Here is a 14,925-nt window from a genome sequence, read left to right on the forward strand (position 1 = left end):
CATCATACGAATAAACGCGCTTTGCTCGATGAGGTTATTATGTTGAAAGCATTATCAATTCGTACCGGAATACTGATTTTATTAGCTTTTATGACCCTGTTGCTATTACTGGTCAGCGGGATGGGAATTATCGCCATTAATAAAAGCTACCAATCGATGAACGTGATTAACCGAATTCAGGGAGTTGAATTAGGGAATCTGGCCAGTAGCAATACCAATATGCAACGGGTACGCGTCGCCGCTTCATTTGCCATACGGGCGTTGGAAACCGGCCAATGGGACGACGCCGCAGCCGCCGCGGGACGTTCCGCCCAGTATGCGAACGCCGCCAAAGAGGATTTGCAGCGCTTCTTCGCCGCGACGAGAGGAACCGGGAAAGGAGAGCAATTGGCGGACGTTATTGCGCAAGCCTACCAAAACTATTATGAGCATGGCATCACACCGATGCTGGATGCCCTGAAAAACAGGGATATCGACCGTTATTATCTCTACCAGGTCACCCAGCTCAGACAGCTGGGAACGATATTTGACAAGGCCAACAAAGATTATTTTGATTACGCGCAGCAGGCGGGGGTGGAACAGTTGGGCTATGCCGCGCTGGAACGTTCACGGATGTTGACGCTGATAGGCGCATGTTGTCTGCTGGTCGTTACGCTGGTTATTTTCTCCTGGGTCATATTGCGTCACATATTGCTTAAACCGCTCAATACGGCGATTCAGCATCTGGAGTTCGTGGCGGCAGGTGATTTGACGCAAACTCTCCCGCCTTGCGGACCCAACGAGCTGGGACGTTTAAATGCGGCGCTCCAGGCCATGCAGCAATCGCTGGCGACTTCCGTTATCCGCGTGCGGGAGGCCAGCGAACAGATTGATGTGGGCAGCAGGGAGCTGGCGCAGGGCAATGAGGATTTATCGCGCCGTACGGAAGAGTCGGCCGCGTCGTTACAGCAAACGGCGGCCAGTATGGAGCAGTTGACGTCCACGGTCAGAAACAATGCGGAAAACGCGCGCCAGGGACATGACCTGACGGAAGATGTCGCCAATACGGCGCAGCAGGGGAGTCGCGTCGTACAAGAGGTGACGGAGAAAATGCAGGAGATCGCCACCAGCGCCGCCAGCATCAGCAATATTCTCAGCGTGATTGACGGCATTGCCTTCCAGACCAATATACTGGCGTTGAACGCGGCGGTGGAAGCCGCGCGTGCCGGGGAACAGGGACGCGGTTTCGCCGTGGTGGCGAACGAAGTCAGAACGCTGGCGCAGCGCAGCGCGCAGGCATCCAAAGAGATTCATGCGCTGATTGCCGATTCCAACCTGCGCGTTGCGGAGGGATCTCAGTTAACCACCAGGGCAAGAGAAACGATGTCGGCCATTTCCGAGCAAATTATCAACGTCAACGTGTTGATGAAAGAGATTTCTCAGGCGTCGCAGGAACAGAGTCATGGCATTGATCAGATCAATATTGCGGTCAATCAGATGGAGGACGTGGCGCAACACAATGCGTCGCTGGTGGAACAGGCGTCGATGGCGACGCGTTCGCTTGCCGAACAATCCAGGGAGCTTATCGTGGCGATGGACGCCTTCAGGGTGAAACGCGAGCGGCAGCTTACTGCGCCCGGGTTAGCCATTGACAAGTTAGCCATTGGTGATGGCAAATCCAAAGCCGTCATTCCTGCGTAGGCAGGAATCTCCGGCCGCTTGCAAAAGCAGATCCCCGCATACTGCCGCGGGGATGACCGGTGGCGGTATTCGGGGAGTGGTTTCGTCTGCAACCTCAAATGGCACCGCAAACGGCGCCATTTCTACGCCTATTTATTATGGCGTTCTTTTAAGCGATTGATAATGGTCGCCAGATCCAAATCCTGATCCTGCAACAGCACCAGCAGGTGGTACATCAGGTCGGCGGCTTCGTTGGTCAACTCTTCCCGGTCGTGCACGGTGGCCGCCAGCGCGGTTTCCAGCCCCTCTTCCCCCACTTTCTGCGCGATGCGCTTGGTGCCGCTGGCGTATAACCGGGCGGTATAGGAGCTGGCGGGATCGGCGTTTTTGCGCGCGCTCAGCAACTGTTCCAACTGGTAGAGAAATTGCCAGTCGCTGGCGGCGGGGGAAAAGCAGCTGCTGCTGCCCAGATGACAGGTCGGCCCAATCGGATTGGCCAGCACCAGCAGCGTATCGTTATCGCAGTCCGGCGTAATAGATACCACATGGAGAAAGTTGCCGGAGGATTCGCCCTTGGTCCACAAACGCCGTTTGGTGCGGGAAAAAAACGTCACCTTACCGCTCTCTTCGGTGGCCTGCAGCGCGTCCTGATTCATATAGCCCAACATCAGAACTTCGCCGGAAACCGCATGTTGTACCACCACAGGCAGCAGACCGTCGGTTTTTTCCCAATCCAGTCGGTTTTTTTGTTCGTCGCTTAACACACTCGAATCTCCACGCCTTGTTGCTTAAGATAGTTTTTCAGTTCACCAATATTGATGATCTGCTTATGAAATACCGACGCCGCCAGCGCGCCGTCAACCGCGGCGTCCTGGAAAGCGGCCAGAAAATGCGCCATGGTGCCGGCGCCGCCGGAGGCGATCAGCGGCACATGGCAGACTTCCCGCACCAGTTTCAGCTGGTGTAAATCGTAACCGTTGCGCACGCCGTCCTGATTCATCATATTCAACACGATTTCTCCGGCGCCGCGTTTCTGTACTTCTTCCACCCAGTCCAGCGTTTCCCAGGTGGTGACCTTGGTGCGCGTTTCATCGCCGGTGTATTGATTGACGTGATAACGGCCGGTTGCCGCATCATGCCAGGTATCGATCCCGACGACGATGCACTGCACGCCGTAACGGTCGGCCAGACGGGTAATCAACTGCGGATCGGCCAGCGCCGGGGAATTGATGGAAATTTTATCCGCGCCGAAAGAGAGGATCTGCCCGGCTTCCTCCACGCTTTTGATGCCGCCGGCCACGCAGAAAGGAATGTCGATCACCTCGGCCACGCGGGATACCCAGCTCTTGTCGACCACGCGGCCGTCCGATGACGCGGTGATATCGTAAAATACCAGTTCATCGGCGCCTTCCTGGGCGTAACGCTGCGCCAGGGGAACGATATCGCCGATAATTTCATGGTTGCGGAACTGTACGCCTTTGACCACCTGCCCGTCACGCACGTCCAGACAGGGAATTATCCGTTTTGCCAGCATGAAATGGCCTCCGCTACGTTGAATTTACCTTCCAGCAGCGCACGCCCGACGATCACGCCCTGTACGCCGCTGCCGCGCAAATTGGCGATATCGGCCAGATTGCCGATGCCGCCGGAAGCCTGAAAGGCGACCTGCGGGTAGCGCTGGCTGATTTCGTGGTAAAGCTCCACGTTGGAGCCGCTCAGGGTGCCGTCGCGCGAAATATCGGTGCACAGCACGTGTTTCAGGCCGAAGGGCAGATAGCGTTCGACGATTTGCTCCAGCGTCGACTCCGAGTTCTCCTGCCAGCCGCTGATCGCCACCCGTTTGACGCCGGCGGCGTCAATGCGCACATCCAGCGCCAGCACCAGCGCTTCCGCGCCGTAGCGGGTGAACCATTGCTGCACCAGCTCCGGCTGTTTTACCGCGGTGGAGCCGATAACCACGCGGCGCGCGCCGGCGTTGAGCAGCGCCTCGACGTCCTGCTCGCTGCGGATGCCGCCGCCGACCTGAACCGGCACGCTTACGCCGGACAGCAGCGTTTTCAGCAACGGGATTTGACGGGCGGACGGATCTTTGGCGCCGGTCAGATCGACCAGATGCAATACCTGCGCCCCCTGCTGCTGGTAGTCCTGCAGCCGGGGCAGGGGATCGCTGCCGTACTGACGCTGCTGACCATAATCGCCCTGATGCAAACGGACCACCTGTCCGTCTATCAGATCCAATGCGGGAATAATCATGACGATCTACATCTCCAGAAAGTTTTTCAGCAACTGCGCCCCGGCCGCGCCGGAACGTTCAGGGTGAAACTGTACGCCGAAGAAATTGTCTTTCTCCAGCGCGGCGGTGAAGGGGTCGCCGTAGTTTGCCTGCGCGATGGTGTGCGGACACACCGGCATGGCGTAGCTGTGGACAAAGTAGAAGTAGGCGTTTTCCGCAATATCGCGGAACAGGCGGTGCCCGGCCTGCGGTATCACCTGGTTCCAACCCATATGGGGCAGGGGCAAACCCTGGTCCTTCATCAGCTTCACCGGCGCATCGACAATGCCCAGCGTGGCGATGCCGCCGTTTTCATCGCTGGCTGTGCCGAGCAGTTGCATCCCGAGGCAGATACCCAGCACCGGCTGGGTACAGGCCTTAATCAGGTCGATCAGTTCGCGTTCGGCCAGTTGGTTCATTGCCGCCTGCGCGGTGCCGACGCCGGGTAAAAACAGCTTGTCGGCGTGCAGAACCACCTCGGCCTCCCGGCTGACCACGGGCTGGTAGCCTAGGCGCCGTACGGCGTAATCGACCGAAGAGAGGTTGGCGCAGCCGGTATCCAGAATGACGACCTTCATTACAACACCCCTTTTGAACTCGGCAGCGTATCGCCCTCGACCCTGATGGCCTGACGCAGCGCCCGGCCGAAAGCCTTGAACAGGCTTTCGACGCGATGGTGGTCGTTGCGCCCCTTGGTTTTCAGGTGCAGCGTGCAGCCCATGGCGTAGGAGAGCGAGCGGAAGAAGTGTTCGACCATTTCGGTGCTCAGATCGCCCACGCGCTGATAGCTGAATTCGGCCTTGTATTCCAGATGCGGCCGCCCGGAAATATCCAGCGCGCAGCGCGCCAGACATTCATCCATCGGCAGCACGAAGCCGAAACGGCCGATGCCGCGTTTATCGCCCAGCGCCTTGCTGAGCGCTTCGCCCAGCGCCAGCCCGGTATCTTCCACCGTGTGGTGATCGTCGATATACAGATCGCCCTTCACCTCTACTTTCAGGCGGAAACCGCCGTGGGTGGCGATCTGATCCAGCATGTGGTCGAAAAAGCCGACGCCGGTATTGATTTTGCTGCCGCCTTCCTGATCCAGCCAGACGTTGACGTCAATGGCCGTTTCGCGCGTAACGCGGTTGACGTGGGCGTGGCGGTTGCGTTTGGTGAGCTGGTCGGCGATGGCGCGCCAGTTCAGGCCGTCGCGCTGATAGCGCAGGCCGCCGATGCCCATGTTTTCCGCCAACTGTATATCGGTTTCCCGATCGCCGATCACATAGCTGTGGGCAACGTCTATGGCGCCGTCGTTCAGATACGCCGTCACCAGCGCCGTTTTCGGCTTGCGGCAGGCGCACTGGTCGGCCGGAAGATGCGGACAGATCAGCACGTCGGCAAAGCGAATGCCCTGGGAGGTGAAAATCTGCATCATCAGATTATGCGGCGGATCGAAGGTCTCCTGCGGGAAGCTGGCGGTGCCGAGGCCGTCCTGATTGGTGATCATCACCAGTTTGAACCCCGCCTTTTGCAGCGCCAGCAGGGAGGGGATCACGTCCGGCTCCAGCGCCAGCTTATCCAACCGGTCAACCTGAAAATCTTCTGGCGGCTCGGCAATCAATGTTCCGTCACGGTCGATAAAGAGATATTTCTGGCTCACATTGGCTCCTTGAGATTAAGCGTTGATGCCGGGTAATGACCGTAATGCTTCGATAACGCGTTCGCATTCATCACGGCTGCCGATGGTGATGCGTAAACAGCCGGACAATCCGGGCTGCTTATTCTGATCGCGCAGGATAATGCCCTGATCCCACAGCGTCTTGAATACCTGGCTGGAAGCGGTAAAACGCACCAGCAGATAGTTGCTTTCGCTGGGGAATACGCTTTCCACGCAGGCCAGCGGCGCCAGGCGTTCGGCCAGCCAGCGGCGGTTTTCCACCACCTCGGCCACGTTGCGGCGCATTTTCGCCACCCCCTGCGCGCTCAACGCCTGCGCGGCGATATCGGCTACCGGCAGGGCGAGCGGATAAGGGGCGATCACTTTCAGCAATAGCGCAATCACCTCCGCGCTGGCCAGGGTAAAGCCGCAGCGCAGGCCGGCCAGCGCATAGGCCTTGGACAGGGTGCGCAGGATGACCAGGTGCGGGTAGTCCGCCAGCCAGCCGACGGTCGACGCCTGCGGGCAGAATTCGATATAGGCTTCGTCCACCACCACCAGCGCCTTGCCCTGGGTCAGATCCAGCAGGCGGCGCAGGTCGTCCTGGTTCACCAGATTGCCGGTCGGGTTATTGGGGCTGCACACATACACCAGTTTTACGCCGTCCAGCTGGCTCTCGATAGAGGCCATATCCAGCTGCCAGTCGTCGGTGCTTTGCGCGGTGCGGCGCTCCACGCCGAAGGTTTCGGCGCTGACCGCGTACATGCCGTAGGTGGGCGGACAGAACAGAATGGCGTCTTTGCCCGGCTCGCAAAACGCGCGGATCAGCAACTCAATACCTTCGTCCGCCCCGCGGCTGACCAGAACCTGGTCGCTGGTTAATCCCGCGTAGTCGGCATAGCGCTCAATCACCTGTTTCGGCTGGCACTCCGGGTAGCGGTTCAGCGTCTGCAGGGTCAACGGGTATTCAGGCGCCCGGGGGAACTCGTTGGCATTGAGCCACACGTCGCCGTTGCCGCCCAGGCGGCGCGCCGACTGATAGGGCGTCAGGGCGCGCACGTTGCCGCGCGCCAGTTGTTCAATGCTCATGCTTGCTCCTTCAGGGCGGCGACGCGCAGGGTGACGGCATTTTTGTGGGCGGTAAGCCGTTCGGCCTGAGCCAGGGTTTCGATGGTCGGCGCCAGCTGCAACAGGCCCTGCGGCGTCAGCTGCTGTACCGTCATCCGCTTCTGGAAGTCGGCCAGCCCCAGGCTGGAGTAGGTGGACGTATAGCCGTAGGTGGGCAGCACGTGGTTGGTGCCGGAGGCGTAATCGCCGGCGGATTCCGGCGACCAGTCGCCGAGAAATACCGAACCGGCGCTGGTGATGGCGTCGACCCATTTTTCCGCGTCGCGCGTCTGGATAATCAGGTGTTCCGGGCCGTACTGGTTGCTGATTTCAACGCACTGCGCCAGATCGCGCGCCACGATAACCCGGCTGGAAGAGAGCGCCTGCCGGGCGATCTCCGCCCGTGAAAGCTGGGCGAGCTGTTGCTCCACCGCCTCGGCGACGGCTTTGGCCAGCGCGGCGTCGGGCGTCAGCAGGATAACCTGCGAGTCGGGACCGTGTTCCGCCTGCGACAGCAGGTCGGCGGCGACGAACGCCGGAGTGGCGCCGCCGTCGGCGATCACCAGCACTTCGGACGGCCCGGCGGGCATATCAATCGCGGCGCCGGCCAGCTGCTGGCTGACCTGACGCTTCGCCTCGGTGACGTAGGCGTTGCCGGGACCGAAAATTTTATCGACCTTGGGGATGCTTTCGCTGCCGAACGCCATGGCGGCGATCGCCTGAGCGCCCCCCAGTTGGAACACTTCGCTGATGCCGCACAGCTGCGCGGCATAGAGGATTTCATCGGCGATGGGCGGCGGCGAGCACAGCACCACGCGCCGGCAGCCGGCGATGCGCGCGGGGGTGCCCAGCATCAGCACGGTTGACGGCAGCGGCGCCGACCCGCCGGGAATATATAACCCGACGGTGGCGATCGGCCGGGTCAACTGCTGGCAGCGCACGCCGGGCTGGGTTTCAACATCGACCACGGGTAATTTCTGCGCGTTGTGAAAGGTTTCAATATTGCGCACCGCAACCGCCATCGCCTGCTTGACCTCGTCGTCAAGGCGCTCGGCCGCGGCGGCAATCTGCGCTTCGCTAATGCGGAGGGTATCGACCTGAACGTTATCAAAGCGGGCGCTGTATTCGCGCAGGGCGCCGTCGCCGCGGCTTTTTACGTTGCGCAGAATCTCTTCCACGATGCCGGTGATGCGGTCTGACGCCGAGATCGCCGGACGGGTCAGCAGTTGGCGCCGCTCCTCGGCGGAGCAGCCTTGCCAGTCGATAATGGTATTGAAGTTGCTAATCGCGTTGCTGTCGGCCATCGCTGTCACTCCATCATTTTTTCAATCGGCAACACCAGAATGGAGCTGGCGCCGAGCGACTTCAGGTTTTCCATGGTTTCCCAGAACAGGGTTTCGCTGCTGACCATATGCATGGCCACCCGGCTCTGATCGCCCGCCAGCGGCAGAATGGTCGGACGTTCCGCGCCCGGCAGCAGGGCGATAACCTCATCCAGACGCTCGCTGGGCGCGTGCAGCATAATATATTTTGACTCACGCGCCTGAATCACGCCCTGCATGCGGGTAAGTAATTTATCGATCAACAGCTGCTTGTCGGCGGGCATTTCTCCGTCGCGCTGAATCAGACAGGCCTTGGAGCGGTAAATGACCTCCACTTCGCGCAGGCCGTTGGCTTCCAGCGTCGCGCCGGTGGAAACCAGATCGCAAATCGCGTCGGCCAGCCCGGCGCGGGGCGCCACTTCCACGGAGCCGTTCAGCAGGCAGGATTTGAAATTGATATTCTGTTTATCCAGATATTGCTTGAGCAGGTGAGGGTAGGAGGTGGCGATACGTTTCTCTTGCAGGCACTGCGGGCCGGTATACTCTTCATCCAGCGGCATCGCCAGCGAGAGGCGACAGCCGCCGAAGTCCAGACGGCGCAGGGTGAAATAGCGCGGGTCTTCCCCTTGCGCCCGGCGATTGAGGAGTTCTTCTTCCAGTACGTTTTCACCGATGATGCCCAGATCGACGACCCCGTCCATCACCAGTCCCGGAATATCGTCATCACGCACGCGCAGAATGTCGATGGGCATATTTTCCGCAAAGGCGATAAGACGCTGTTGCTGCAAATTGATTTTAATACCGCAACGTGCCAGCAGTTCGCGCGAATCGTCGCTCAGGCGGCCTGACTTCTGCATTGCTATCCGTAAACGTGTTTTGTCCAGCATGGAAACCTCATTACCTGTCAAATTAACAACTACTTTTAAAAAGCGGGATAAAAAAAACCCTCGGAAGTCGATCTTCCGAGGGCTCTCTTTACGTTCTGCGCCACTGGAAGATCTGAACGTCTTCCAGCACCAATCGCCTGAAAGACTAGTCAGGGTGATGGTGATGATGGTGGTTAAACAGAACGCTTGTCATAGAATATCTCTGGATTGTGTCAATATATTTACCGTCAGGCGGATAAGCTAAACCATGTGCGGGTATTTGTGCAACACTTTTTTAGCGGATGGGGTCGATTGGCTATGGGCAACGTCTCAGACCATCGGCGGCGGGGTAATTTTGCAGCGTAACAGCGGGGGAGTTGAAAATGAAAAAAGTGGCCATTATCGGGCTGGGTTGGTTAGGTATGCCGCTGGCATGGGCGCTGAACGGTCACGGCTATCAGGTCGTCGGCAGCAAAACCACCATCGACGGCGTTGAAGCCGCCCGGCTGAGCGGTATTGAATGTTATCAGCTCAGGCTTACCCCCGAACTGGAATGCGACGCCGAGGAGCTGAAAGCCCTGTTGCAGGTTGACGCGCTGGTGATCACGCTGCCGGCGAGCCGCACCGCCCAGGGTGGGGAAAGTTATGCTCAGGCGGTGCAGACGTTGGTCAATACGGCGCGGGTGTTTAACGTGCCGCGGATTATTTTCACCAGTTCAACCTCCGTCTATGGCGATAGCGCCGGCACCGTACGGGAAAACACGCCGCTGCGGCCGGTATCCGTCGCCGGCAAGGTGCTGGCGTCGCTTGAACAGTGGTTGAGGCATTTACCGGATACCTCGGTGGATATCCTGCGCCTGGCCGGGCTGGTGGGCATCGATCGCCATCCCGGACGTTTTCTGGCGGGTAAAACGGGGCTGAGCGGCGGTTCTCACGGCGTGAACCTGGTACATCAGGAAGATGTGCTGGAGGCCATTCAGCTATTGCTGAAACTTCCTCAGGGCGGGCATCTGTATAACCTTTGCGCGCCGGGACATCCCGCCAAACGGCGCTATTATGCCGATCGGGCCCGCCAGCTGGGCCTGACCCCGCCGCAGTTCGTTGCCGGGGAAGACGATGCTTCCGGGCGCATCGTCGACGGTCAGCGCATCTGCCGCGAGCTCGGATTCGACTATCTCTACCCGGACCCGATGCTGATGCCGCTGAATTAGCCTCGACTTGATCCGCTACCGGCGGATAAGGCCTACCGTGCGGGTAAAACGCCCGCACGGTAGGCGCGCCGGCGTATTACGCCTGACCGTGAGGCAGCGCCTTGGGTTGCGCAGGGACGCCGTTCACCGCCAGTTGCGGATCGCGGATTTCATGCTCCGATAAACGAAAGTAGGCGACCATTTTTTCCAACAGGGAGGACTGCTCCTCCAGCGAGTTGGCCGAGATGGAAGACTCCATAACCAGCGCCGCATTCTGTTGCGTGGTGGTATCGAGCTCGCTAATCGCCCGCGCTATTTGCTCAATGCCGCGGCTTTGCTCATCTGAAGCGGAGGAGATCTCGCCCATGATGTCGTTCACCCGGGATACCGAGGAGACGATTTGCTGCATGGCCGCACCGGCGTTTGCCGCCAGTTTGCTGCCAATATCAATACGCGTCACGGACTCGGATATCAGGCCGGCAATCTCTTTCGCCGCCTGGGAGCTGCGCTGAGACAAATTGCGCACTTCGCTTGCGACCACCGCGAATCCGCGCCCCTGCTCGCCGGCCCGCGCCGCTTCCACGGCGGCGTTCAGGGCCAGAATATTGGTCTGGAAGGCGATGCTGTTAATCACGGCGGTGATATCCGCGATTTTATTCGAACTGGCGGAGATATCATTCATGGTGCTGACCACCTTCTGCACCACCTCGCCGCCTTTATGGGCGTTTTGCGATGCTTCCGCCGTTATCTGGCTGGCATGTCTGGCATTGTCGGCGTTGTTTTTTACCGTCGAGGTCAACTCTTCCATACTGGCGGCGGTTTCGACCACCGCCGCCGACTGCTGTTCCGTGCGGGATGACAAATCATTATTGCCGATGGCGATTTTGGCGGCTGAATCGGCGACGCTATCCACGCTGTCGCGCACATTGCTAATCATGCCGCGCAGTTTTTCATTCATGCGAGCCATGGCCGCCGTCAATTGTCCTAATTCATCGCGCCGGTCAACCACGATGGAGGCGGAGAGATCGCCGCCGGCGATGCGCTCGGCCAGCGCCAGATTGTAGATGACGGGCCTGGTGATTTGCCGGGTAATGGCGATGGAGGTAATCATGCCGATAATAACGGCTATCAGGCCGATAACGATGGTGATATGGGAGGAATCATTGGCCAGATCGTCATTTTTCTCTTTAACGATATTGATGATGGATTTGATCGCGGCGCTGCTTTTATCTCCCGCGACTTTAACCGCGTCTTCCGCTTTTTTCAGCTCGTTGAGCGCCGCGAAATAATCCTCGTTAAGCTTGCGGTAATTGACGGCATAGGTCCACAATTCGTCGGCGACCGACCTGTCCGCGGGCGATAGGGTCGGCGCCAGGCGCTGATAAAACTGCGCCGCGTTATTAAAGCTTTGCGCCAAATCTTTTAACGCCGCCTCGCTTTCTTTAAGCTGCAGTTCGTAGGCGCGACTTTTTATCTCGGCGATTAAAAAAATCAGGTTATCGAGACCGCCGTTGATATTACCGTCATCTGACGGCAGCGCGGAGCTATTGTCCGATCGGTGAATGATATTTTGCAGATTATGGCTATTTAGACTTTCCCGATTGGCGACGACCTTTTTCATGGCTTCGCCCATCTGGCTAATCGACCCTTGAAATTCATCCAGATGCCGGACGATGTTATCAATATAGGCCGTTTCTTCATCGCTCCAGGAGAGTTGCTGAGCCTGAGCGGTTAATTCCGACGCATGCTTGATATAGTTGGACATGACGTTGCGGGAATCTTCATCTGCGGAGTAGAAATATTTCAACCTGTTGATTTTAGCTTGAAAAACCTCAATGTTGATATTGTATATCAGATTGGTTTTTTCATATATCAGGCGAATTGATTCAAATCGGTTAACGCTAAGCGATGATGCGATGACGACCAGCAATAAAATAACGCCAAATCCAATATAAAGCTTATGCGATATTTTAGTATTGCGGAGACTATTTATCAGGTAATGCATGGTTTTCTCCATTAGAAAAAAACATTCATGATGAATGATGTCAATGTTTTATTAAATTTCTACCGAGGTGGGTTATCGGTATATGTGACGGGAGTTTTAGATTTTAAAGTATAAAGAATGAGATTTTGTGATGCGCTTATTACCGCATTGGGCATGCGTACGGTAAACGTTGGGCAAATAAACGATGGTTATTTCTAGGGGCCGTAATAAACGGCCCGGACCCGATGCTCATGCCGCCAAATAAGCCGCGTCGCTATTCGGCGGCTTTTTTGCGGTACAGCCGTCGCGGATGTCCAATCTTGCCGTAGCGCATCTCGATGTCGAGAAAGTGGCTTTCCACGCAATATTCCAGATAGCGGCGGGCGGTCGTTTTGCTCAATCCGGTTTGCGCCACCACATCGTCAACGGAGTAGAGGCGATCGTTTTCATCATTGAAAAAAATCTGCCGGATCAGCCCCAGGGTATTTTCCTCGATACCTTTGCCCGCGGTACCCGCCGTGGACCCGGCGGATTGCAGCTGGTAGAGAATATCGACGTTTTGCTGGTCGACGATCTTGTAGGTATGCTGCGTTTTGACAAACTGGATAAAACGCTCCAGCGATGAGCGCAGCCGCGGGTAGGATACCGGTTTGATGATGTAGTCAAATGCGCCGCAGCGGATCGCCTGGGCGCAGGTGTGCATATCGCTGGCCGCGGTGATAAAAATCACCGAGCAGTTAAGGCCCTTGAGCCACTCGCTTTCGATAAGAGAAACCCCCTCGCCGTCGGGCAGATAATTATCCAGCAGAATCAGGCGCGGCTTGTGCCGTTGCAGCAGCCTTTTGGCGTCGGAGAGCGTGGTGGCGATATCCACAACGCGCAGGCCGAAATTTTTTTCAATAAATTCAGCGTGAATATTTGCCAGCCTCTTCTCATCTTCCACGATTAAGACATCGAAATTATCAGTATGCGTCATTCTCGGAATCTCCGTTGGTATCCTGTGGTCGTCATCCCCGTCAGCCGGTGAGCGTATGGGGATGAACGGAAGATTTTTTAGGTATAAAAATGGAAAACACGCTGCCGTGCGGCTGATTGGCCGAGACTTCGATAAGCCCCTGGGCCTGATTGACGTAGCTGGTGACCAGATGCAGGCCGAGTCCGTGGTCGCCCTGCGTTTTGCTGGTCACGCCCATCTCGAACAGCCGGTCGGCGATGGCCGAATCGATGCCGATGCCCCGATCGGCTATCTCTATCACCAGCTCCTGTTCGCCATCGTAAATATAAATCTCTATCGGGTCGTGCGGCGCTTGACCGGCGAGGGTCGCCTCCACCGCGTTGTCCAGCAGGTTGCCGATGATGGACATCAGCTCGGTTTCGCTCAGCGCGGCGGGGATGTCGGCAAGCTGACAGCGGGGATCGAAGATCATCTCAATCCCTTTCTCTTTGGCGGCGGCGTATTTACCCAGCAGTAGCCCGCACAGAGCGGGCGAACGGAAGCGCCGGGAAACAAAATCCAGCACCACCTGCGCGCTTTCCGACTGGGCTTCAATGTAGCGGATTGCCTCATCATAACGTTTCAAATGCAGCAGCCCGGCCAGCGTGGCCGTCCAGTTCAACTGCTCGTGGCGCAGGATGCGCAGGCTGTTGGCATAACGCTTCACCTGGCTGAGCTGCATACTGAGGGTATGAATATCATTTTTGCCGCGAAAGCTGATAACCCACCCCTGCAGCTGGTCTTCCAGCAGGATACGCACGCGGCTGGCGATCACCGTGGCGTGATTAAAGCGGCAGATTTCGTCGTGGGTATCGCTGATCCACATCTCCTGACCGGAGAAAAAGGGAACCGGCTTGATCACCTCTTCAATGGGCCGGCCCCGCAGTTGCTTGGACGGCTCTGCGAGGGCCAGAATCTCTTTGGCCGCATGGTTGATCGCCGCGATGCGATGCTGCTTGTCAATGGCGATCACCCCTTCATAAATGGATTCCAGCAGGGCTTTCTGTTGCCGAACCAGCAGGCGGATCTCATGGGGTTCCAGACCGAACATCTGTTTTTTCAGATTACGGGAGAACCACCAGGAAAAAATGAACAGCGCCACAAACATAACCAGGATAACCAGTAAAATATGCGCCAGCTTGCTGAAGGTAAGGTTATCGATATGCGTTTTCAGATAACCGACCGACACAATGCCGATAACCTTGTCGCCATCCATAATCGGCGCTTTACTGCGCAGCGAAATACCAATCCCGCCGCGGCGCACGGAGATAATGCTTTTCCCGGCCAGAACCTCAAGATTATCGCCGCCCACCATGGCCGTACCTATTTGCCGGCCGTCTTCCGAATGAAAAAGGTGACGGCCGTGGTTATCGCCGATAACGATATAACTGGCGTCGCTGCGCTGTTTTAGCTGACGCGCGAGGGCATCGATCTGTTTGACGTCCCGGCTTTTCACCGACTCGATCAGTGAAGGAATAACGGCAATTTCTCTCGCCTGTACCTGCGCACGGGTCCCCAGTTCGGAATAAAGCTGTTGGTCGATATCATGCCAGTAATAAACGCCGGTTAATATCAGCAACAGAGAGAAGAAAATAATCAAATAGATAAACAATTTGATATGAAAAGAAATTCTCAATGCCATGATACAAACAACCCGTCTGGTTAGCGGAAAACAGTCGGCTAATTTAGCATGAATAAAAATAGTTAGGCACAAGGAGCTAGAAACTTGTGAGCAGCTACACGTTTATAATTTAACCATTAGATGTTTCAATAATTACATATTATAAAAATTACGTTTAAATATATTTTTGGCAAACATCTCAATTACTTTTTATCAACATAACGTTTTTTAGGAAATAAAAACCATAAAAAACATAGAAACCATAAAA

The 14,925-nt window shown here is 56.9% G+C and carries 13 protein-coding genes and 1 other annotated feature; of the genes, 2 read left to right on the forward strand and 11 right to left on the reverse strand.

The annotated features are described in order from the left end of the window. Positions 1–39: 39 nt before the first annotated feature. Entirely contained in the window at positions 40–1,680 is a 1,641-nt protein-coding gene (locus MFP24_RS21825) for a methyl-accepting chemotaxis protein (protein WP_249232555.1), read from the forward strand. A gap of 128 nt (positions 1,681–1,808) precedes the next feature. Here MFP24_RS21825 and hisIE read toward each other — a convergent pair whose 3' ends face one another. Genes hisIE through hisG form a run of 8 tightly spaced genes read right to left on the reverse strand, consistent with a single transcriptional unit; the run spans position 1,809 to position 8,889 of the window. Next, complete coding sequence (hisIE, locus tag MFP24_RS21830; protein ID WP_249232554.1) at positions 1,809–2,423, reverse strand: bifunctional phosphoribosyl-AMP cyclohydrolase/phosphoribosyl-ATP diphosphatase HisIE; 615 nt, start codon at positions 2,421–2,423, stop codon at positions 1,809–1,811. Next, the gene (hisF, locus tag MFP24_RS21835) at positions 2,417–3,193 is read right to left on the reverse strand and encodes an imidazole glycerol phosphate synthase subunit HisF (protein WP_249232553.1); all 777 of its coding nucleotides are present in this window, start codon (positions 3,191–3,193) and stop codon (positions 2,417–2,419) included. The genes hisIE and hisF overlap by 7 nt, the downstream gene beginning before the upstream one ends. Then, on the reverse strand, positions 3,175–3,912 hold the full coding sequence (gene hisA / locus MFP24_RS21840) for a 1-(5-phosphoribosyl)-5-[(5-phosphoribosylamino)methylideneamino]imidazole-4-carboxamide isomerase (RefSeq protein ID WP_249232552.1): 738 nt from the start codon (positions 3,910–3,912) through the stop codon (positions 3,175–3,177). The genes hisF and hisA overlap by 19 nt, the downstream gene beginning before the upstream one ends. Before the next feature lie 6 nt (positions 3,913–3,918). Then, the gene (gene hisH, locus MFP24_RS21845) at positions 3,919–4,509 is read right to left on the reverse strand and encodes an imidazole glycerol phosphate synthase subunit HisH (protein ID WP_249232551.1); all 591 of its coding nucleotides are present in this window, start codon (positions 4,507–4,509) and stop codon (positions 3,919–3,921) included. Further along, positions 4,509–5,576 carry a bifunctional histidinol-phosphatase/imidazoleglycerol-phosphate dehydratase HisB gene (gene hisB / locus MFP24_RS21850; RefSeq protein WP_249232550.1) on the reverse strand — a complete coding sequence of 356 codons (1,068 nt, stop codon included), beginning with the start codon at positions 5,574–5,576 and terminating at the stop codon, positions 4,509–4,511. The genes hisH and hisB overlap by 1 nt, the downstream gene beginning before the upstream one ends. A 15-nt stretch (positions 5,577–5,591) precedes the next feature. Then, positions 5,592–6,662, reverse strand: coding sequence for a histidinol-phosphate transaminase (gene hisC, locus MFP24_RS21855; RefSeq protein ID WP_249232549.1), 1,071 nt, complete (start codon positions 6,660–6,662; stop codon positions 5,592–5,594). Then, entirely contained in the window at positions 6,659–7,984 is a 1,326-nt protein-coding gene (gene hisD, locus MFP24_RS21860; RefSeq protein WP_249232548.1) for a histidinol dehydrogenase, read from the reverse strand. Before hisD ends, hisC begins: the two co-directional genes overlap by 4 nt. Positions 7,985–7,989: 5 nt before the next feature. After that, complete coding sequence (gene hisG, locus MFP24_RS21865; protein ID WP_009113207.1) at positions 7,990–8,889, reverse strand: ATP phosphoribosyltransferase; 900 nt, start codon at positions 8,887–8,889, stop codon at positions 7,990–7,992. A 48-nt stretch (positions 8,890–8,937) separates the two neighbouring features. Beyond that, positions 8,938–9,059: a sequence feature (His leader region), on the reverse strand. Between the two features lie 192 nt (positions 9,060–9,251). Here hisG and MFP24_RS21870 point away from each other — a divergent pair. Further along, positions 9,252–10,079: an SDR family oxidoreductase gene (locus MFP24_RS21870; RefSeq protein WP_249232547.1), complete on the forward strand. Its 828-nt coding sequence runs from the start codon at positions 9,252–9,254 to the stop codon at positions 10,077–10,079. 76 nt (positions 10,080–10,155) lie between these two features. Here the strand turns inward: MFP24_RS21870 and MFP24_RS21875 are convergent, their stop codons facing one another. The 3 genes from MFP24_RS21875 to MFP24_RS21885 all read right to left on the reverse strand — a co-directional run bounded on the left by MFP24_RS21875 (position 10,156) and on the right by MFP24_RS21885 (position 14,678). Next, positions 10,156–12,063: a methyl-accepting chemotaxis protein gene (locus tag MFP24_RS21875; RefSeq protein WP_249232546.1), complete on the reverse strand. Its 1,908-nt coding sequence runs from the start codon at positions 12,061–12,063 to the stop codon at positions 10,156–10,158. Positions 12,064–12,316: 253 nt separating this feature from the next. Further along, positions 12,317–13,018 carry a response regulator gene (locus tag MFP24_RS21880; protein ID WP_249232545.1) on the reverse strand — a complete coding sequence of 234 codons (702 nt, stop codon included), beginning with the start codon at positions 13,016–13,018 and terminating at the stop codon, positions 12,317–12,319. Between the two features lie 40 nt (positions 13,019–13,058). After that, positions 13,059–14,678 (reverse strand): ATP-binding protein, encoded by a 1,620-nt coding sequence (locus tag MFP24_RS21885; protein WP_249232544.1) that lies wholly within the window; start codon positions 14,676–14,678, stop codon positions 13,059–13,061. Positions 14,679–14,925 lie beyond the last annotated feature (247 nt).

Source organism: Brenneria tiliae, from assembly GCF_023347575.1.
Lineage (GTDB): Bacteria > Pseudomonadota > Gammaproteobacteria > Enterobacterales > Enterobacteriaceae > Brenneria > Brenneria corticis.